We start from the raw sequence: 20,589 nt of genomic DNA, 5'->3' as shown, positions 1-20,589 counted from the left end.
AAAATAAGACGCCGTCGCGGCGTGGGCCGCGACGGCGCGTGGTGGCCGGCTAGAAGCGAGCGTTTAGAACGAGTGACGCATACCCAGGTTCACGCCGGTGCTGCCGCTGCCGTTGTCAGTCGCATTGCCGACCTTGAAGCTGGCGCCGTTGCGATTGTTGATATGGGCATAGGCGGCGTACAGCTCGGTGCGCACCGACAGGCGGTGCAGATAGCCGATGGCGTACTGGCGGGCGTCATGGTTCACTGCGCTGTCGTCCTGGTGCAGGATGACCGAGGCCAACACCTTGTGGGCGCCCGAGCTGGCGCTCAGACCCAACAGCGTGTCCTTGCTTTCGGCGCCGGCGACGTCGCGGTTGACGGCGCGGGCCAGGCTGGCGCTCCAGGCGTCGACGCAATAACGTGCCACGATCATGGTGTTGCGCGCATGGGCGGTGGCAAGGGCGTTGTCCTTGACGTGGTGGGCCAGCACCACGGTCAGCGGGCCGCGCACATAGCTGGCGCTGCCGCTCAGGCTGCGGTTGGCGGCGTTGTTGCCGGCCGTCTCACCGGCGCCATAGGCCAGGTCGGCGGTGAAACCGGCCACGGTCGGGCTGGTGTACTCGGCCAGATTGTCGACCCGGGTGTTGGTCGACATCAAGTTGCTGGCCGTGCCGGCGAAGCCGACCTCGAAGGGATCGGCCACGTCGCGCACCACCTTGTAGTAAGGCGAGTACTGGCGACCCAGCGAGACCGCGCCGAAGGATCCGGACAGGCCCAGCGCGGCTTGGCGGCCGAAGGTCAGACCGCCCTGGCCGGAAGCGCCATTGTCGAGGCCGATGCCGCTTTCCAGGATGAAGCGAACGCTCATGCCGCCGCCCAGGTCTTCCTTGCCCTTGAAGCCCAGGCGCGAGCCGGAGCCGACGCCACCGCCCAGGGTGTTGACGTTGCCGGCGGCGCCGCCGCGTTCCAGCACCAGGCCGGCATCGGCCACGCCGTAGACGGTGACGCTTGATTGAGCGAAGGCGGCGCCGGAGCACAGGGTCAGGGCGATAGCGGAAATGGCGAGTTGTTTCATGGAGGGTCTCCTGTTATTGATTGTTTTATGCTGCGTGAATGCGTGCGGGTGTTTCGACGGCGGTCAGATGCGCCTCGGTGTCGAGCGCGCCCTCCCATTTGGCCACGACGGCGGTGGCGACGGCGTTGCCGACGGCGTTGGTGGCGGAACGGCCCATGTCGAGGAACTGGTCGACGCCCATCAGCAGCAGCAAGCCGGCTTCCGGGATGTTGAACTGGTTCAAGGTGGCGGCGATCACCACCAGCGAGGCGCGCGGCACGCCGGCCATGCCCTTCGAGGTCAGCATCAACAGCAACAGCATGGTGATCTGGGTGCCCAAGGACAGCTCAATACCGTAGGCCTGGGTGATGAACAGCACGGCGAAAGTGCAGTACATCATCGAACCGTCCAGATTGAACGAATAGCCCATCGGCAACACGAAGCTGGAAATCTTGCGTTGCACGCCGAACTTGTCCAGCGAGTCGAGCAGTTTCGGATAGGCGGCCTCCGAGCTGGCGGTCGAGAATGCCAACAGGAATGGTTCGCGGATCAAACCGATCAGACGGAACACGCTCTTGCCCAGGAAGATGAAGCCGCCACCGATCAGCAGTGCCCACAGGCAGAACAAACCCAGATAGAAGCCGCCCATGAACTTGGCGAAGGTGACCAGGATGGTCAGACCGTTGGTGGTGACCACCGATGCCATGGCGGCGAAGACGGCCAAAGGAGCCAGGGTCATGATGGCGCCGGTGATGCGAAGCATGACTTGTGCCAGCTCGTCGATGACGGCGGTCAGTTTCTTGCCGTTCTCACCCAAGGCGCCCAGGGCGCTGCCGAAGAAGATGGAGAACACCAGCACTTGCAGGATTTCATTATTGGCCATCGCCTCGATCGGCGATTTCGGCACCATGTGGGCGACGAAATCTTTCAACGTGAAGGCGGAAGTTTTCAAACCGGTGACGGCATCGACCGGTGGCAATGGCAGACCCAAATGGGCACCCAATTGCATCCAGTTGGACAGCACCATACCCAGCGTCAAGGAAACCAGCGAGGCGCAAACAAACCAGCCCATGGCTTTCGCACCGATACGGCCGGCGGCTTTGCCATCGCCCATATGGGCAATACCAACGGTCAGGGTGGAAAATACCAGCAGCGAGATAATCATTTTAATCAAGCGCAGGAATACATCCGTCGCAATCGATATATGCGCGGCGATTTCCGTGGTGATTTTCTTGTCGGGGAAGGTGTCATGGCAGACGTAACCGACTGCTATGCCCAATACCATCGCGATCAGGATGTATAGGGTTAATGGGCGTTTCTTTTTCATCTTGACTCTCCAATTGGGTAGCGATTGGGCGCGGCATTGGCGCCCATCTTTGTATTAACAACCCCGCCGCCGATGGCCACAGGTTGGAGGGTACATAGCAAGCAGCGTGCCTGGCATGGACAAACCGTCCACTTTTCACTAAGGCATTGTTTTCAAACGACATTCCGCATGGAAACTTTGCATCGACATAGAATTCAGTCCAAGTTATTGGACGATAAATTTCGCCCGCGTATGACTTCTTGGACTGGACACGAATTGCCCGGCGACGGCACGGCAAACAGCCAACAAGGAGCCGTCGACTTGTATCGATTACGCTAAAGTTGAGTCTATTCAAGCTAGAAATGAGCATATCGACAACGCAGCGCCCGTTTCCCCTCATAGGAGAACACGGCGCCGAGTGGTGGAATGAAGCGAAGCGGCCTATACTTGCGCAGAAGATGTTGTTGCAAACTCAACAGCCCTGGATACCGCCACGATGACCGATTCCTTCCATCTCGAGCTTGCCGCCGCCCTCGGCGGCGCAGCCGAATCCGAGCGCAGCGTCGGCATGCGCGCCTACCTGCGCGGCCAGTTTGATTTTTTGGGCGTGGCGACACCGCAGCGGCGCGCGGCCGTTAAACCAATATTGAAGTCTTTAAAAGGAGTCGGCGCGGCCGCCCTGCTCCGCCGCGCCAACGAATTATGGGAGTTGCCGGAAAGAGAATATCAATATGTCGCCATCGATTTATTGGCGATGCACTGGAAGGAATTGGAAACCCGCCATGTGGCGGATTTAATTCAATTGGCGCAAAAGAAGTCGTGGTGGGATAGTGTGGATGGATTGGCGTCGCTGGTGGGCGACGTATTGCGCGGAAAGCATGAGGGAATGGATGATTGCGTCCGCCATCCGAATATGTGGGTGCGCCGCATCGCCCTATTGCATCAATTGGGCTGGCGCCAGCAGCTCGACCAACAGCGTCTATTCGCCTATTGCCTGATGCTGGCGCCGGAAAAGGAATTTTTCATTCAAAAAGCCATCGGCTGGGCCTTGCGCGATTATGCCCACCACAATCCCGCCGCTGTGCGCAGCTTTCTACAAGCGGAGTCCTACCGTTTGCCGGCCCTGAGCTATCGCGAAGCAAATAAACACCTGAAAAACACCTCAGCTTAAGGGCACCTCTAAAAACCCGTCATTCCCGCGTAGGCGGGAATCTATACCCCGCATGTCCATTGGCTCAGCATGGGTTCCCGCCTACGCGGCGGTCCGCCGATGCGGAACGACAATTTGGTGGTTTTTCGAAGTGCCCTTAAAGCGCTCGGGGAGAATATTCCAGCGTTGCGCAAGCGCCAGTGACGCGGCGTGAGATTGAACCAGCGCAAAAAAGCCCGGTTGAATGCGCTCTGCTCGGAATAGCCCAACAGCAAAGCCACCTCGGGCAAGGCCAGGCGCGGATCGCGTAGATAGTCCTGGGCGAGATGTTTTCGGATGTCATCCAACAAGGCGCGGTAACTCCAGCCGTGTTGGCTCAAATGGCGCCGCAGCGTGCGGCCGCTGCTGTTCAGCTCGGCGGCCAGATGCCGCAGGCCTGGTTCGCCTTGCAACAACTGGCGCGAGATACGCCGGCGCATATCTTGCTCAAATGGATCTTTTGCCGGCAACGCGGCGAAGCCGGCTTGCACCTGCCGTTCCAGCATCGCCGCCAGCGCAGGATCGGCCAGCCGCAAGGGCAAGCCGAGCAGAGACGCCGGCAGGATAATTCTAGTGGCGTCCTGTCCGAACAGGACCGGGCAGGCAAAAAAGCGTGCTGCAGTGGATTTGAACCGAGAAAACGCTCAACTCAAGCCAAAAACAAGCTAAAAACAAGCATGGAATATCGAAAAAATGCATAAAAAAGAGCCGGGACCTCGCGGCACCGGCTCTTTCCAGGCAAGCTCGCGGCTTAGCCGACGAACTTGCGCGCGTTGCGGAACATGCGCATCCATGGCGAATCCTCGCCCCACGATTCCGGGTGCCAGGATTGCTGCACGGTACGGAAGACGCGCTCGGCGTGCGGCATCATCACGGTGAAGCGGCCGTCGGCCGTGGTCACCGAGGTCAGACCCTGCGGCGAGCCGTTCGGGTTGTACGGATAGGCTTCGGTGGCGGCGCCACGGTTGTCGACGAAACGCATGGCGGCGACCGCCTCGTCGATGTTGCCGGTCTGGCTGAAATCGGCATAACCCTCGCCGTGGGCGATGGCGATGGCGCTCTGCGTGCCGGCCATGCCCTGGAAGAAGATCGACGGCGAGTCCTGCACTTCCACCATCGCGAAGCGGGATTCGAACTTCTCCGACTTGTTGGTGGTGAACTTCGGCCAGGCATGGGCGCCAGGAATGATGGACTTCAGATTGCTCATCATCTGGCAACCGTTGCAGACGCCCAGGCCGAAGCTGTCGCTGCGGCCGAAGAAGCGGGCGAACTGCTCGGCCAACGCGGCATTGAACAGAATCGTCTTGGCCCAGCCCTCGCCGGCGCCCAGCACGTCGCCGTAGGAGAAGCCGCCGACGGCGATGATGCCCTGGAAGTCGTCCAGCTTGACACGCCCGGCGATCAGGTCGCTCATGTGCACGTCGACCGCTGTGAAGCCGGCTTGATGCATGACGTAAGCGGTTTCTATGTGCGAATTGACACCCTGTTCGCGCAAGATGGCGACACGTGGACGCACTCCGGTGAGCAGGAAAGGCGCCGCCACGTTGTCGCTCAGGTCGAAGCCGATCTTCGGCGTGATGCCGGGATCGTTCTCGTCCAGCAGACGGTCGTATTCGGCGTCGGCGCACAATGGGTTGTCGCGCAGGCGGGCGATGCGCCAGCTGGTTTCACTCCACAGGCGGTGCAGCTCGAAGCGCGGCTTGCTGTAGATGCTCTTGGCATCGCGGGTGAACTCGATCACGCCACGGTCGTTCGGTTTGCCGATGATATGGCTGCAGGCGCCCAAGTTGAAGGTGCGCAACACGTCCATGACCAGCGATTTCTCTTCGGCACGCACTTGGATCACCGCGCCCAGCTCTTCGCTGAACAGCGCGCGCAGGGTTTGCTCGTTGCGGCGTTCGGCGACTTGGCCGGCCCAGTTCTTGGCATCGCCATGATCGGCGCCGTGCCCCTCTTCCAGGGTCAGGATGTCGAGGTTGATCGACAGGCCGGCGCGGCCGGCAAAGGCCATTTCCACCAGCGTGCCGTACAGGCCGCCGTCGGAACGGTCGTGGTAGGCCAGCAGTTTGCCGTCATTATTCAGTTGCTGGATGGCGGCGAAGAAACCTTTCAGGTCTTCCGCGCTGTCGACGTCCGGCGTTTCATTGCCCAGCTGGCCCATGACCAGCGACAAGGCCGAGGCGCCCATGCGGTTCTTGCCACGGCCCAGGTCGATCAAAATGATCGCGCTGTCGCCGGCGTCGGTCTTGATCTGTGGCGTCAGCGACTTGCGCACGTCGTGCACCGGCGCGAAGGCCGAAACGATCAGCGACACCGGGCTGGTGACGGCCTTGGCCTCGTCGTTGGCGTCGTCGCGCCAGGTGGTGCGCATCGACAAGGAATCCTTACCCACCGGAATGCTGATGCCCAGCGCCGGGCACAGCTCCATGCCGACCGCCTTGACGGTGTCGAACAGGGCCGCGTCCTGGCCGGGCTGGCCGCAGGCGGCCATCCAGTTGGCCGACAGCTTGATGTCGGAAATGTCCTTGATCGGCGCGGCGGCGATGTTGGTGATCGCCTCGCCGACGGCCATGCGGCCCGAGGCCGGCGCGTTGATCGACGCCAACGGGGTGCGTTCGCCCATCGCCATCGCTTCGCCCAGGTAACCCTCGAAGCTCATCGCGGTGACGGCGCAATCGGCCACCGGCACCTGCCACGGGCCAACCATCTGGTCGCGCACGCTCATGCCGCCAACCGTGCGGTCGCCGATGGTGATGAGGAAGGACTTGTCGCCGACGGTGGGCAGCAGCAGCACGCGCTTGGCGGCCTCTTCCAGATCGATGCCGGTCAGGTCGATGGCCGGGAATTCGTTTTGCACGTGGTGCACGTCGCGCTGCATCTTCGGCGGTTTGCCCAGCAGTACGTCCATCGGCATGTCGACCGGCTCGTTGCCCAGTTCCGGGTCGATCAGCTTGAGCTGGCGTTCCTCGGTGGCCACGCCGACCACGGCGAACAGGCAGCGTTCGCGCTGGCACAGCGCCGCAAAGCCCGGCAGGCTGTCCGGCGCGATGGCCAGCACATAGCGTTCCTGCGATTCATTGCTCCAGATTTCCTTCGGCGCCATGCCGCTCTCTTCCAGCGGAATCTTGCGCAGGTCGAAGATCGCGCCGCGCTTGGCGTCGTTGGTGATCTCCGGGAAGGCGTTCGACAGGCCGCCGGCACCGACGTCGTGGATCGAAATGATCGGATTGTCCGCGCCCAGCTGCCAGCAGCCGTTGATGACTTCCTGCGCCCGGCGTTCCATCTCAGGATTGCCGCGCTGCACGGAGTCGAAGTCCAGGTCGGCCGTGTTGCTGCCGGTGGTCATCGACGAGGCGGCGCTGCCGCCCATGCCGATGCGCATGCCCGGACCGCCCAGTTGCACCAGCAGGCTGCCGACCGGAATGTCGTTCTTGTGGGTATGCTGGCCGGAAATGTTGCCGATACCGCCGGCGATCATGATCGGCTTGTGGTAACCCAGCACGGTGTCGTGCGCGCCGGCGAACTGGCGGCCGATATTTTGCTCGTAGGTGCGGAAGTAGCCGCCCAGCACCGGACGACCGAATTCATTGCTGAACGCGGCGCCGCCCAGCGGGCCTTCGATCATGATCTGCAGGGCCGAGGCGATGCGCTCCGGCTTGCCGTAAGCCTTGGCGCCGAGCTTGCGTTCGGCGGCCGGCGCGGTGACGTCGGCGTCGTTTTCCCATGCCTGCACGGCGCCCGGCAGCATCAGGTTCGACACGGTGAAACCGGTCAGGCCGGCCTTCGGCTTGGCGCCGCGGCCGGTCGCGCCCTCGTCGCGGATCTCGCCGCCGGCGCCGGTGGAGGCGCCAGGGAATGGCGAAATCGCCGTCGGGTGGTTGTGCGTCTCGACCTTCATCAGGGTGTGGGTCAGTTCGCTCATGGCGCCGTACTCGTGGCCCGCGCCCTGCGGGAAGAAGCGCATCACTTCGGCGCCTTCCATGATCGAGGAATTGTCGCTATAGGCGACGATGGTGCCTTTTGGCTGCAGTTGATGGGTGTTCTTAATCATCTGGAACAGCGACTTGTCCTGCGCCACGCCGTCGATGATCCAGTCGGCGTTGAAGATCTTGTGGCGGCAATGCTCGCTGTTGGCCTGCGCAAACATCATCAGCTCGACGTCGGTCGGGTTGCGGCCGGCCTTGCTGAAGGCGGCGTCCAGATAGTCGATCTCGTCGTCCGACATGGCCAGGCCCAGGTCCGTGTTGGCCTTTTCCAGCGCGGCCTTGCCGGCGCCGAGCACGTCGATCGATTCGAGCGGGCGGGCGTCCAGGGTGCGGAACAGGCCGGCGGCCTCGTCCGGATGGCGCAGCACCGCCTCGGTCATGCGATCATGCAACAGCGCGGCGATATCCTGCACCTGCGCGTCGCTCAACTTCTTGGCCGCGCCGATGCTGCTGCCGAGAATGCCTGCCTTCAGGTTGACGCGGAAGGCGACGCCCCGCTCGACCCGCTTGATGTGGGCCATGCCGCAGTTGTGCGCGATATCGGTGGCTTTCGAAGCCCACGGCGAAATGGTGCCGAAACGCGGAATGACGAAGAACTCTTCGACCACGCCCTCGGCGTGCTCGGCGTGGGCCGGCTCGCCATAGGTCAGCAACGCGCCGAGGCGGCTGCTGTCATCGGCCGTCAGCGCGGCGCCGGCGTCGATGAAGTGGACAAAGCGCGCCTGGACCGCGACAACGGCGGGCAGCACGCTTTGCAGTTGAGTTAACAGGCGTTGGCTACGGAAGGCGGACAGGGCGTTGGAGCCCGGCAGAATCAACATGGTTGGGAGGGGGTTGATGCAGCGAGGCTGCGGATTAAAGGTAGATGTGGCACAGATTCGTATTGCTAAAATTCCTTTGCGCGCATTATACCTCTTCCGCCCCCCGCATAGCAGCCGCCGGCAAGGGCGAAAGTGCCGCAGAAGCAACATTTTTGCCATTTATTGCACCAAAATCAAGCTTCCACGGAGCAATTCCCCTGTTTTTCGCGCAAAAACGTATTACCTTGGAGTATGCTAGCTTGAACTAGCTGAAGCCTGCCGTTGATACATGAGTAGCCGCGCAAAGCATGGCCGCCCGACCTACGAAAGTAAAAAATGCCAGAATATAGCGATTTGTCGGTGTTGATCGTCGATCCCAACCCAGGGATGCGCGCCAGCCTGCACAATATGCTGAACCTGTCGTCGATCAGCAAGATCGAATACGCGGTCAGCTCGGGCACGGCGATCCGCCAGCTGGGCAAAAAATCCTTCGACATCGTGCTTTGCGAGTACGACCTGGGCAGCGGCAGCAACGACAACGGCCAGGACGGCCAACAACTGCTCGAGGACCTGCGGCTGCACAAATTGATCGGCCAGTGGACCATCTTCATCATGCTGACCTCGGAAGGCGTGTACAGCAAGGTCATCAGCGCGGCCGAGCTGACGCCGACCGACTACATCCTGAAACCGTTCACCGTCGACGTGCTGATCCAGCGCATCACCCGCGCCGTCGACCGCCGCGCCGTCTTCATGCCGGTGTTCCATCTGGTCGGCCTGGGCAATCTGCGCAAGGCCATCGGCAGTTGCGGCGAACTGGAGCTGCAGCACCCGCGCTACGCCATCGACTTCGCCCGCCTGCGCGCCGAGATGCACGTCACCCTCGACGAGCTGGCCGAAGCGGCGCTGATTTACCAGGCCATCCTGGTGCAACGGCCGCTGGGCTGGGCCCATCTGGGCCTGGCGCGCTGCCAGCACGGCCTGGCGCGCTACGAGGAGGCGCTGCAAACGCTGAACGCGCTGATCGAAGAGAATCCCAAGTTCATGGCCGCCTACGACCTGCTGGCCAAGACCCACGAGGCGATGGGCCAGGCGGTGCAGGCCAAGAAGATCCTCGAGGATGCCGTGGCGATCTCGCCGCACATGGTGGCGCGGCTACGCCATCTGGGCGAGGTGGCCTTCGAGACGGGCGACGTCGGCGTCGCCGAGAAGGCCTTCAAGCAGGTGGTGGCCAAGGCCAAGTATTCCGAATTCCGCGACCCGGAGGACCACGTCAACCTGGTCAAGACCCTGGTCAAGAAGGGTGACGCCAACCAGGCCGGCGGGGTGATCCGCGACCTCGAACGTTCGCTGCGCGGCAACGCCAACACCGACGCCTGCCGCGCCATCGCCGCCGCCCTGCTGCAGGAGATGACCGGCAACCTGCCGGCCGCCGCCGCCGAACTGGCCACCGCCGTCACCGCCGTCGGCACCAGCCGGGGCCTGTCGACCGGGCTGAAGGTGGGACTGGTGCACAGCTGCCTGAAAAACAAATTGGACAGCCAGGCCTCCGAGTTGATGATCAACCTGATGAACGACACCGACAGCGGCATTTCCACCGACGACGCGGTCGACGTGTTCGAGAAGGCCGGCCGCCACGACCTGGCGCTGGAGGTCGGCGACACCGTCAACCGCCAGGTCGAGGAGCTGCTCACCGACGCCGCCGACAAACGCAGCCAGGGCGACCTGCGCGCCGCCGTCGACGTGCTCAATATCGCCCTGCGCAAGACGCCGGGCAACGTGCCGCTACTGACGGCGGCCGCCTCGGCGATCCTCAAGCAGCTCGACGACCTGGGTTGGGAAGCGCCGCTGGGCGAACGCTGCGGCGAATTGATCGAACGGGTGCGCGGCCTGGCGCCGGCCCATCCGGCGCTGGCCACGCTGCACGCGCAGTACACTTCGACGCAGCGCAAGTACGGTATTTCCACCACCGCCTGAGCGACACGCGCGGCCAGCGCGGCGCTGAATCCGAGGTGCCGGCTGCAAAAACCACCCAAAGGCGCAGAGCCAGGGTCGGACCCCGCGGGTCCGACCCTAGATTCACGCCGCTGGGGTCGGTTGGCAGCGCGGCGCCTCAGCTCAGCGCCAGCCGTCGCGCCCTACTCCGCCGCGCCGTAGCCGCCACCACCCGGCGTCTCGATGATGAACACATCGTCCACCTGCATCGCGCACTTACCGATGTGGCCCAGCTCCTCGACGCTGCCGTCGCTGCGCTGCACCAGGTTGCGTCCGGTGGCGCCGGGTTCGCCGCCGGCCATGCCGAACGGCGCGTGGATGCGGTTGTTCGACAGGATCGCCGCCGTCATCGCTTCGAGGAAGCGCACCTTGCGCACGCCGCCGTCGCCACCGTGCCAGCGCCCCGCCCCGCCGGAACCGGCGCGGATCTCGTAGCTGTCCAGGCGCACCGGGAAGCGGAACTCAAGGATCTCCGGATCGGTCAGGCGCGAGTTGGTCATATTCGTTTGCACCACGCTGGTGCCGTCGAAGCCCGGCCCGGCGCCGGAGCCGCCGCTGATCGTCTCGTAGTACTGGTAGCGCTCATTCCCGAAGGTGAAATTGTTCATCGTCCCCTGCGAGGCCGCCATCACGCCCAGCGCGCCGTACAAGGCGTTGGTGATGCAGGTCGAGGTTTCCACATTGCCCGACACGACCGAGGCCGGATAGTGCGGATTGAGCATCGAACCCGGCGGAATCAGCACCTTGAGCGGCTTCAGGCAGCCGGCGTTGAGCGGAATGTCGTCGTCGACCAGGGTGCGGAACACATACAGCACCGCAGCCATGCACACCGCCGACGGCGCGTTGAAGTTGTTTTCCAATTGCGCCGAGGTGCCGCTGAAGTCGATCTCGGCGCTGCGCTGGGCGCGGTCGACCCGCACCGCCACCTGGATCTGCGCGCCGTTGTCCAGCTGGACGGTGTAACTGCCATCGCCCAAGGTGCCGATGACACGGCGCACCGCCTCCTCGGCGTTGTCCTGCACGTGGCCCATGTAAGCCTGCACCACGTCGAGGCCGAAGTGCGCGACCATCTTGCGCAGCTCGTCGACGCCCTTCTGGTTGGCCGCCACCTGGGCGCGCAGGTCGGCCATGTTCTGGTCCGGATTGCGCGCCGGGTAGGTGGCGCCGGTCAGCAGCGCGCGCGCCTCGGCGTCGCGCAGTTGGCCGCCGGCGGCGCCGTCGACCAGCTTGAAGTTGTTGATCAGGACACCCTCTTCGACGATGCTGCGCGAGTCCGGCGGCATCGAGCCGGGCGTGGTGCCGCCTATGTCGGCGTGGTGGCCGCGCGAACCGACATAGAACAGGATGGCGGCGCCGGCCTGGTCGAACACCGGCGAGATCACCGTCACGTCGGGCAGATGGGTGCCGCCGTGGTAGGGATCGTTGAGCATGTAGACGTCGCCCGGCCGCATCCGGCCGGCGTTCGCCTGCATCACCGTCTTGATGCTCTCGCCCATCGAGCCCAGGTGCACCGGCATGTGCGGCGCGTTGGCGATCAGGTTGCCGGCGGCGTCGAAGATGGCGCAGCTGAAGTCGAGCCGCTCCTTGATGTTGACCGAGTAGGCGGTGTTCTGCAGGCGCAGGCCCATCTGCTCGGCGATCGACATAAACAGTTTATTGAATATCTCCAGCATCACCGGGTCGGCCGTGGTGCCGATGGCGCGCCGCGCCGGCAGCGCCTCGATGCGGGTCAGCACCAGGTGGTCGTTCGGCGTCACCTCGGCCTGCCAGCCCGGTTCCACCACGGTGGTGGCGTTGGCCTCGGCGATGATCGCCGGACCTTTGACGATGTCGCCGATGCGCGTGTCGCCGCGCTGGTACAGATTGGTGTCGCGCCACTTGCCGGCGCAGTACATCGGCACCACCGCGTGCGGCACCAGGCCGCGCAGGCGGCGCGGCGCCGGCGTCACCGTCTCGGCCGGCGCGTCGGACTTGCCCAGCGCCTCGACCGAAACCGCCTCGACGATCAAGGCCTTGCCCGGCATCAGGAAGGAGAAGCGTTTCTTATAGCCGGCCTCGAACTGGGCCTGCATCGCCGCCATCGAACCCAGGGCCACGATCAGCGCCGAGTCGGTGCCCTCGTAGCGCAAATGGACCCGCTCGATCAGGCTGATGCGCGCGTCGGCCACGCCCTGGTGCTGCAGCTCGGCGCGCGCCTGGCGGCCGAGCGCGTGCAGGCGCGCCGCCAGTTCGGCCTCGATGTCGCCGGCCAGCTTGAGTTCCACCGCCGCCTCGCGCATCGCGCTCTGGTCGGCCAGGCCCATGCCGTAGGCCGACATCACCCCGGCCAGCGAGTGGACGAAGACGGTCTTCATGCCCAACGCGTCGGCCACCAGGCAGGCGTGCTGGCCGCCGGCGCCGCCGAAGCTGGTGAGGGTGTATTCGGTGACGTCGTGGCCGCGCTGCACGGAGATCTGCTTGATGGCGTTGGCCATGTTCCCCACGGCGATCTCGATATAGCCCTCGGCCACCTGCTCCGGGCTGCTGTGCCGGCCGGTGGCGACGCCGATGCGGGCGGCCAGCGCGGCGAACTGTTGGCGCACGGTGGCCACGTCGAGCGCCTGGCGGCCGTCGGCGCCGAACAGCTGCGGGAAGTGGGCCGGCTGGATTTTGCCCAGCATGACGTTGCAGTCGGTGACCGCCAGCGGCCCGCCGCGACGGTAGCTGGCCGGGCCGGGGTTGGCGCCGGCGCTGTCCGGGCCGACCCGGTAGCGGCTGCCGTCGAAGTGCAGGATCGAGCCGCCGCCGGCGGCCACGGTGTGGATGCTCATCATCGGCGCGCGCATGCGCACGCCGGCCACCTGGGTTTCGAAGACCCGCTCGAACTCGCCCGAGTAGTGCGACACGTCGGTCGAGGTGCCGCCCATGTCGAAGCCGATGACCCGCTCGAAGCCGGCCAGGCGGCTGGCGCGCACCATGCCGACGATGCCGCCGGCCGGGCCGCTGAGGATGCTGTCCTTGCCCTGGAAGGTGCGCGCGTCGGTCAGGCCGCCGTTCGACTGCATGAACTGCAGGTTCACGCCGGGCAGTTCGGTGGCGACCTGCTCGACGTAGCGCCGCAGGATCGGCGACAGATAGGCGTCGACCACGGTGGTGTCGCCGCGCGCCACCAGCTTCATCAAGGGGCTGACCATGTGCGACACGGAGACCTGGGTGAAGCCGATCTCGCGCGCCATCTCGGCCACCTTGGCCTCGTGGGCGTGATAGCGGTAGCCGTGCATGAAGACGATGGCCAGCGAGCGCAGGCCCTGGTCGTAGACCGCCTGCAGTGCGGCGCGGGCGGCGTCGGCGGCCAGCGGCGTGACCACCTCGCCGTGGGCGCCGACCCGTTCGTCGATCTCGATGACGTGTTGGTACAGCAGCTCGGGCAGCACGATGTGGCGGTCGAACAGGCGCGGCCGGTTCTGGTAGGCGATGCGCAGCGCGTCGCGGAAGCCGCGCGTGACGGCCAGCGCGGTGGCCTCGCCCTTGCGTTCGAGCAGGGCGTTGGTGGCCACCGTGGTGCCCATCTTCACCGCCTCGATGCGCTCGACCGGGATGGCGGCCTTGGCGGCCACGCCCATCAGGTGGCGGATGCCGGCGATGGCGGCGTCGCGGTACTGTTCCGGATTTTCCGACAATAGCTTATGGGTCCGCAGGCTGCCGTTCGGCAGTCGTGCCACGATGTCCGTAAAGGTACCGCCCCGGTCGATCCAGAATTGCCAATCCATGCACACCTCGTCATGTTGAATGAATTGCTATTGTAGTGCTAGAGACGGCCGTTGCGCGGGCGGCACAGCGCCGCCGGACAAATTATTTCAATAGCATATTTGTATTATCATTAAGACGTCGTCGGGCGACCCGCCACCAACCAGCCGTAGAGCCTATGAATCCACTGTACAGCGTCGCCGAAATCCGCGCCATCGAACAGCGCGCCGCGCCCCTGCTGCCGCCCGGCGCCCTGATGCAGCGCGCCGGCCAGGCCGGTGCCAACGCCGCGCTCGACCTGCTGCCCTTTTCCACGGCCAAGGCCAGGGTGCTGATCCTGGCCGGCCCCGGCAACAACGGCGGCGACGCGCTGGAGACGGCGGCCCACCTGGCCCACGCCGGCGCCCAGGTCAGCGTGCTGCATTTCCCGCCGGGCGTCGCTACGCCGGGCGTCGCTACGCCGGGCGTCGCCACGCCGGGCGTCGCCTCGCCGGGTGCCAACGGGTCGGACGCGGCCGCGCCGGAACGCGGCGAGGCGTTGCGCCGCGCCCAGCTCAGCGACGCCCGCTTCATCGACCCGAACGACGCCGCCATCGCCGCCACGCCGTGGAACCTGGTGGTCGACGGCCTGTTCGGCATCGGCCTGCGGCGTCCGTTGGACGGCGCGCTGCACGCCTTGGTCGACACCATCAACCAGCTCGACTGCCAGGTGCTGGCGCTCGACCTGCCCAGCGGCCTCGATGCCGACACCGGCGCCATCGTCGGGCCGGACGGCGTGGCGGTGCGCGCCAGCCACACCATCACCTTCATCGGCGACAAGCCCGGCCTGCACACCTGCGACGGGCGCGACCACGCCGGCCTGGTCGACGTGTCGCGGCTCGACCTCGACCCGGCGCTGCTGCCGCCCTCGCGCATGCACATGAACGCGGTCGAGTTCTTCGCCCGCCACCTGCGCAGCCGCCAGCACAACAGCCACAAGGGCAGCTTCGGCGACGTCGCGGTGATCGGTGGCGCGCACGGCATGAGCGGCGCGCCCATCCTGGCGGCGCGCGCCGCGCTGCACAGCGGTGCCGGCCGCGTCTTCGTCGCCTTCGCCGAGGACGCGCCGGCCTACGACAGTGCGCAGCCCGAGCTGATGTGCCGGCTGGCGGCCGACTTCGACCTCGACAGCGCGACCTTGGTGGTCGGCCCCGGTCTGGGCCTGGCGCGCCTGGCGCAGGACTTGCTGGCGCGCGCGCTGGCCAGCGGCAGCGCGCTGCTGGCCGACGCCGACGCCCTCAACCTGCTCGCCGCCGACAGCGCGCTGCAGCAACAACTGCTGCGGCGCGGCGCCGCCACCGTGCTGACGCCGCATCCGCTGGAGGCGGCCCGCCTGCTCGGCGCGACGGCGGCCGAGGTGCAGGCCGACCGCATCGGCGCGGCGCGCCGGCTGGCCGAGCGCTTCCAAGCCGTCGTCGTGTTGAAGGGATCGGGAACGGTGATCGCGCAGCCGGATGGCGCCGTCGTCATCAACGGCACCGGCAATCCGGCGCTGGCCACGGCCGGCACCGGCGACGTGCTGTCCGGCCTGTGCGGCAGCCTGCTTGCGCAGGGCTGGCCGGCCTGGGAGGCGGCGCTGGCCGCCGTCTGGCTGCACGGCATGGCGGCCGACGTGCTGGTCACCGAAGGCAGCGGGCCGATCGGCCTGGCCGCCGGCGAATTGATCCCGGCCATCCGCGTCGCCCTCAACCGCATGGTGCAGTACCAGGCGCACTAGCCACGTCGGCGCGCGCCAGTCCGGCGCGCCGGCCTCAGACCAGGCGGCCGGCGGCGATCGTGATGATGCGGCCGCAGCGCGCCGCGATGTGCGGATCGTGCGTCACCAGCACCAGGGTCGAAGCGCGCTCGCGGTTCAATTCAAACATCAGCTGGATCACCGCCTCGCCGGTGGCCGCGTCCAGGCTGCCGGTCGGCTCGTCGGCGAACAGCAGCGGCGGCGCCGTGACGAAGGCGCGCGCCAGCGCCACGCGCTGCTGCTCGCCGCCCGACAGATACTTCGGATAGTGGCCCAGCCGCGCGCCCAGCCCGACCCGCCCCAGCATCGCCTCGGCCTGGGCGCGCGCCTGCGCGTCGCCGCGCAACTCCAGCGGCAGCATGACGTTCTCCAGCGCCGTCAGATGGGCCAACAGCTGGAAGGACTGGAACACAAAGCCCAGCTGCGCCATGCGCAACGCGGCGCGGCCGTCCTCGTCGAGGGCGAAGATGTCGACCCCGGCCAGCGCCACCTTGCCGCTGCTGGGCGTATCCAGGCCGGCCAGCAAGCCCAGCAAAGTCGACTTGCCCGAACCCGAGGCGCCCACAATTGCCAACGTCTCGGCCGGTTGCACTGTAAAATCGAGCGGATGCAGGATCGTCAGCTCGCCGCTGGCGTCGGCGACGCGCTTGCTCAAGCCGCTGACGGCGATGGCCGGCGCGAGCGTGGCCAGCGCAGCGGCGGTGGCGTTGGCGGCCACGCCGCCCGCCAACGCTGGGCAATCTGGAATGAAACGGGAAGTCGCTTGAGGGAACTCGGGCATGCTGATTATGGATGACTATGCTGAATAAACTGATGAAACTCGTAACGAGCCGGGTGGCGCTGGCCGCCTTGCTATTGGTGACCGGCGCCGCAAGCGCCCATTCTGCACCAAAAACCGTCCTCGTGCTGGGCGACAGCCTGTCGGCCGAATATGGCCTGAGCCGTGGCGCCGGCTGGGTCGCCCTGGCCGAGCGCCGCCTCAAGAGCGACAACATCGACGCCGCCATCGTCAACGCCAGCATCAGCGGCGAGACCACCAGCGGCGGCCGCAGCCGCCTGCCGGCGCTGCTGGACAAGTACCGTCCATCGCTGGTGGTGATCGAGCTGGGCGCCAACGACGGCCTGCGCGGCCTGCCGGTGGCCGCCGCCGAGGCCAATCTGCGCGCCATGGCCGCCGCCGCCCACCAGGCCAAGGCCAGCGTGCTGCTGGTCGGCATGCGCATGCCGCCCAACTACGGCCGCGACTACGCCGACAAATTCTTCGCCATGTACTCCAGCCTGAGCAAGGAGCTGAAGGCGCCGCTGGTGCCCTTCATGCTCGAAGGCGTGGCCGACAAGGCCCAGTTGTTCCAGCCCGACCGCCTGCACCCGACGGCCGAAGCGCACCCCATCATCCTCGCCAACATATGGCCGTCCCTGCAGAAGCTATTGAAACCACGATGAAGTATCCCGCACTACTCAGCTTTGAAGAAGTCCTGCCGCAACTGGACCAGTTCGACACCATCATCGACGCCCGCAGCCCCGGCGAGTTCGCCCTCGACCATCTGCCCGGCGCCATCAACTGCCCGGTGCTCGACGACGCCCAGCGCATCCATGTCGGCACGCTGTACAAGCAGGTCAACGCCTTCGAGGCGAAGAAGATCGGCGCCGCCCTGGTGGCAAAGAACATCGGCCACTATATCGAAACCCTGTGGCTGGACAAGCCGCGCGAGTGGAAGCCGCTGGTCTACTGCTGGCGCGGCGGCAACCGCAGCGGCTCGATGGCCCACATCATGGCCAAGATAGGCTGGCCGGTGGTGCAGCTCGACGGCGGCTACAAGGCCTTCCGCAACCACGTCGCCGCCGCGCTGGAGCTGCCGCCGGCGCTGCCGTTCCGCGTCGTCTGCGGCACCACCGGCAGCGGCAAGAGCCGCCTGCTCGAAGTGATGCACGCCGACGGCGCCCAGGTGCTCGACCTGGAACGGCTGGCGGCCCATCGCGGCTCGGTGCTGGGCGACCTGCCCAGCCAGCCACAACCGAGCCAGAAGGCCTTCGAGACCAGCATCTGGCACGCGCTGCGCGGCTTCGACCCGGCGCGGCCCGTGTTCGTCGAATCGGAAAGCAAAAAGGTCGGCCAGTTGCGCGTGCCGGCGGCGCTGATGGACAGCATGCGCGCCTCGCCCTGCGTGGCCTTGACGCTGTCGCGCGCCAACCGCGTGCGCCTGCTGATGGAGGATTACGCCCACTTCACCCAGGACGCCACCGCCCTGAACACCCAGCTCGACTGCCTGGCGCTGCTGCACGGCCGTGAAAAAATCGCCCGCTGGCAGCAGATGGCCAGCGCCGGCGCCATGGCGCAGCTGGTCGAGGAGCTGCTGGCCGATCATTACGACCCGGCCTATCTGCGTTCGATCAACCGCAACTTCACGCTGTACGAACAGGGCACCGCGCTGGAACTGGACGACATCACGCCGGCCGACTTCCTGACGGCGGCGCGCCGTCTGCAGGCGCCGGCCGACTAGCCCGCTCCCAGTACGGCGGCGCGCCGAAGGCATCGCGCAAATGGGCGATGAACAATTGCGCCTTGGCGGCATGCGAACGGCCGGGCATGCGCACCGCGTGGATCTCCGATTGCGGCGCCGACAAATTCTGCGGCGCGTCGGGAAACAGCGGCAGCAACTGCCCCGCCGCGATCGGACCGCTCACCATCCAGCTGGCCAGATGCGCCACGCCGGCGCCGGCCAGCGCGGCCTGCAATAGGGTTTCCGTATCGTCGCAACGCAAATTGCCGCGCACCGGCAGTGCCGCGTCGCCGTTGACGCCGGCGAAGCACCACCAGCCCGTCGGCACCGGCAGGGTCGCCACGTTCAGGCAGTTGTGCTCCAACAATTGCTGCGGCGACGCCGGCCAGCCATGCGCGGCCAGATAGGCCGGGCTGGCACAGGCCAGCCGCCGCATCGGCGCCAGTCGGGTGGCGATCAAATCACTGTCCGGCAACACGCCGATGCGGATCGCCACGTCCACCCGCCGCGCCGTCAGGTCGACCATCTCGTCGCTGAGGTGGAGGTCGATCTCCAGCAAGGGGTATTGCTTGAGAAAACTCAGGACGGCCGGCGCGATGTGGCGGCGTCCAAACGACGAAGGCGCGGTGACGGTCAGGCGACCTCTCGGCTCGGCATGCAATTCGGAAAAAGCATCCTTGGCGTCGTCGAGCTCCGCGACGATGGCTCTGGCCCGTGGCAAAAACTGCTCACCGGCATCCGTCAGCATGAGCAGGCGGGTGCTGCGATGCAATAGTTTGACGCCCAGTTCTCTTTCCAGGGCATCGATCTTGCGCGACACCGAGGATACGGCGACGCTGCGGCCGCGTGCCACCGCCGACAAACTGGCTGCCTCCGCCACGGCAAGGAAGATACGTATTCCATCCAACATCTTCAGCCTCTCTTTTTGCGAAATACGCAAAGATCAATTGCAAACTGATTAATTGTGCCACTTTTTGCAAAGACCTACAATTTGCGCATCGACAATCATTTGCCCCAGGGCCAGAAAGGAAACACCCATGTTTCATCCCACACTGAGCAAGATCGCCCGCGCCGCCGCACTGGCGACGACGATGGCCGTGTTCGTCGGCGGCAGCGGGCCGGCGCTGGCCGCCGCGCCGATGGCGAAAGTCTCCGCGCCCGGCTATTTCCGTCTGATGCTGGGCAACTTTGAAATCACCGCGCTCAGCGATGGCACGGTGGACTTGCCGGTGGATCAGTTGCTGATGGAGCCCCCGGGCAAGACCAAGCGGCTGCTGGCGGCCGCCTTCCTCGCCGCGCCGCTGGAGACCTCGGTCAACGCCTACCTGATCAACACCGGCAAGTCCCTGGTGCTGGTCGATACGGGCGCGGCCGGCCTGTTCGGGCCGACGCTTGGCAAACTGATCGCCAATCTGAAGGCGTCCGGCTACGAGCCCGCGCAAATCGACGAAATCTATCTGACCCATCTGCACCCCGATCACGTCGGCGGGCTGCTTGCCGATGGCGTGCCGGCCTTTCCCAACGCAAAGGTACGGGCCGATCGGCAAGATTCGGAATTCTGGCTGAGCCAGGAGAACATGGCCAAGGCGCCGGAGGCGGCCAAGGGCTTCTTCCAAGGAGCGATGAACTCGCTCAATCCTTACGTCGCCGCCGGGAAATTCCTGCCGTTCGCCGGTGATACCGAATTACTGCCGGGAATAAAGTCCTCGTCGGCCTACGGCCATACCGCCGGACACACCAACTATCTGATCGAAAGCGATGGGAAGAAACTGTTGCTGGTGGGCGACCTGATCCACGTCGCGGCGGTGCAGTTCAACCATCCCGCCGTGACGATCGTCTTTGATGGCGCGCCCAAAGCAGCCGCCGCGGCGCGTGCCAAGGCGTTCACCCTGGCCGCCAAGGACGCCACGCTGGTGGGCGCTGCGCATCTACAGTTCCCTGGACTGGGGCATTTGCGCAGCGTCGGCAAAACCTACCAATGGCTGCCGGTGAACTACACCCAGATGCGCTGACCGGCGCGGCTGAACAGCGGATTCATCCGGGCGCCGCAGCGGCGCCCGGCCGGCGGCGCCCTGCCCTAGGCGCGCCGCTGCGGCCGCGACTGGCGCTGAATGCTCATCAGGATGCCGCAGCCTAGCAGTCTGTCGGACTATCGTCTAGAAAGAAGCGAGGTGAGCCGGTAAAATGGATGCCGACGACGATTTGATTTGCGAGAGGGCCGGATGAGCAGATTTATCCCCGTAGACCGACAGACCAGCTACTTGTTTCCGCCATCGGTGG

13 protein-coding genes are annotated in these 20,589 nt (G+C 65.5%); 6 read left to right on the top strand and 7 right to left on the bottom strand.

Annotated features, from left to right (window positions below):
* Positions 1–63: 63 nt before the first annotated feature.
* Together H7U20_RS00930 and H7U20_RS00925 are read right to left on the bottom strand one after the other, a co-directional pair.
* Entirely contained in the window at positions 64–1,056 is a 993-nt protein-coding gene (locus H7U20_RS00930) for a porin (RefSeq protein ID WP_199517742.1), read from the bottom strand.
* A 25-nt stretch (positions 1,057–1,081) separates the two neighbouring features.
* Positions 1,082–2,362 (bottom strand): dicarboxylate/amino acid:cation symporter, encoded by a 1,281-nt coding sequence (locus H7U20_RS00925; RefSeq protein WP_199517741.1) that lies wholly within the window; start codon positions 2,360–2,362, stop codon positions 1,082–1,084.
* Between the two features lie 475 nt (positions 2,363–2,837).
* Here H7U20_RS00925 and H7U20_RS00920 point away from each other — a divergent pair, with 475 nt between their 5' ends.
* The gene (locus tag H7U20_RS00920; protein ID WP_199517740.1) at positions 2,838–3,512 is read left to right on the top strand and encodes a DNA alkylation repair protein; all 675 of its coding nucleotides are present in this window, start codon (positions 2,838–2,840) and stop codon (positions 3,510–3,512) included.
* Between the two features lie 41 nt (positions 3,513–3,553).
* On the opposite strand, the gene H7U20_RS00915 is transcribed toward H7U20_RS00920, so the two are convergent.
* Positions 3,554–4,066: a helix-turn-helix transcriptional regulator gene (locus tag H7U20_RS00915; protein WP_199517739.1), complete on the bottom strand. Its 513-nt coding sequence runs from the start codon at positions 4,064–4,066 to the stop codon at positions 3,554–3,556.
* A 215-nt stretch (positions 4,067–4,281) separates the two neighbouring features.
* Positions 4,282–8,337, bottom strand: a complete 4,056-nt coding sequence (purL, locus tag H7U20_RS00910) for a phosphoribosylformylglycinamidine synthase (RefSeq protein WP_199517738.1) — start codon at positions 8,335–8,337, stop codon at positions 4,282–4,284.
* Between the two features lie 315 nt (positions 8,338–8,652).
* Between purL and H7U20_RS00905 the strand changes: the two genes are divergently transcribed.
* Complete coding sequence (locus H7U20_RS00905) at positions 8,653–10,290, top strand: tetratricopeptide repeat protein (protein WP_199517737.1); 1,638 nt, start codon at positions 8,653–8,655, stop codon at positions 10,288–10,290.
* A 161-nt stretch (positions 10,291–10,451) separates the two neighbouring features.
* Here H7U20_RS00905 and H7U20_RS00900 read toward each other — a convergent pair whose 3' ends face one another.
* Positions 10,452–14,057, bottom strand: a complete 3,606-nt coding sequence (locus tag H7U20_RS00900) for a hydantoinase B/oxoprolinase family protein (RefSeq protein WP_199517736.1) — start codon at positions 14,055–14,057, stop codon at positions 10,452–10,454.
* A 155-nt stretch (positions 14,058–14,212) separates the two neighbouring features.
* Between H7U20_RS00900 and H7U20_RS00895 the strand changes: the two genes are divergently transcribed.
* A complete protein-coding gene (locus tag H7U20_RS00895) occupies positions 14,213–15,790 on the top strand; it encodes an NAD(P)H-hydrate dehydratase (RefSeq protein WP_199517735.1) in 1,578 nt (525 codons plus the stop codon).
* Between the two features lie 34 nt (positions 15,791–15,824).
* On the opposite strand, the gene H7U20_RS00890 is transcribed toward H7U20_RS00895, so the two are convergent.
* The gene (locus H7U20_RS00890) at positions 15,825–16,589 is read right to left on the bottom strand and encodes an ABC transporter ATP-binding protein (RefSeq protein ID WP_199517734.1); all 765 of its coding nucleotides are present in this window, start codon (positions 16,587–16,589) and stop codon (positions 15,825–15,827) included.
* Positions 16,590–16,621: 32 nt separating this feature from the next.
* Between H7U20_RS00890 and H7U20_RS00885 the strand changes: the two genes are divergently transcribed.
* Positions 16,622–17,251, top strand: a complete 630-nt coding sequence (locus H7U20_RS00885) for an arylesterase (protein WP_233410416.1) — start codon at positions 16,622–16,624, stop codon at positions 17,249–17,251.
* Positions 17,248–18,309, top strand: coding sequence for a tRNA 2-selenouridine(34) synthase MnmH (gene mnmH / locus H7U20_RS00880; RefSeq protein WP_199517732.1), 1,062 nt, complete (start codon positions 17,248–17,250; stop codon positions 18,307–18,309). The genes H7U20_RS00885 and mnmH overlap by 4 nt, the downstream gene beginning before the upstream one ends.
* On the opposite strand, the gene H7U20_RS00875 is transcribed toward mnmH, so the two are convergent.
* Positions 18,254–19,219, bottom strand: coding sequence for a LysR family transcriptional regulator (locus tag H7U20_RS00875; RefSeq protein ID WP_199517731.1), 966 nt, complete (start codon positions 19,217–19,219; stop codon positions 18,254–18,256). The two genes, mnmH and H7U20_RS00875, sit on opposite strands and share 56 nt — an antisense overlap.
* 127 nt (positions 19,220–19,346) lie before the next feature.
* Between H7U20_RS00875 and H7U20_RS00870 the strand changes: the two genes are divergently transcribed.
* Positions 19,347–20,321, top strand: a complete 975-nt coding sequence (locus H7U20_RS00870) for an MBL fold metallo-hydrolase (protein ID WP_199517730.1) — start codon at positions 19,347–19,349, stop codon at positions 20,319–20,321.
* Positions 20,322–20,589 lie beyond the last annotated feature (268 nt).

It is taken from the genome of Rugamonas violacea (assembly GCF_016461825.1).
Classification (GTDB): Bacteria; Pseudomonadota; Gammaproteobacteria; order Burkholderiales; family Burkholderiaceae_D; genus Rugamonas.
The sequence above is the reverse complement of the archived record's forward strand: the minus strand, read 5'-3'. Positions and strand labels throughout refer to the sequence as shown.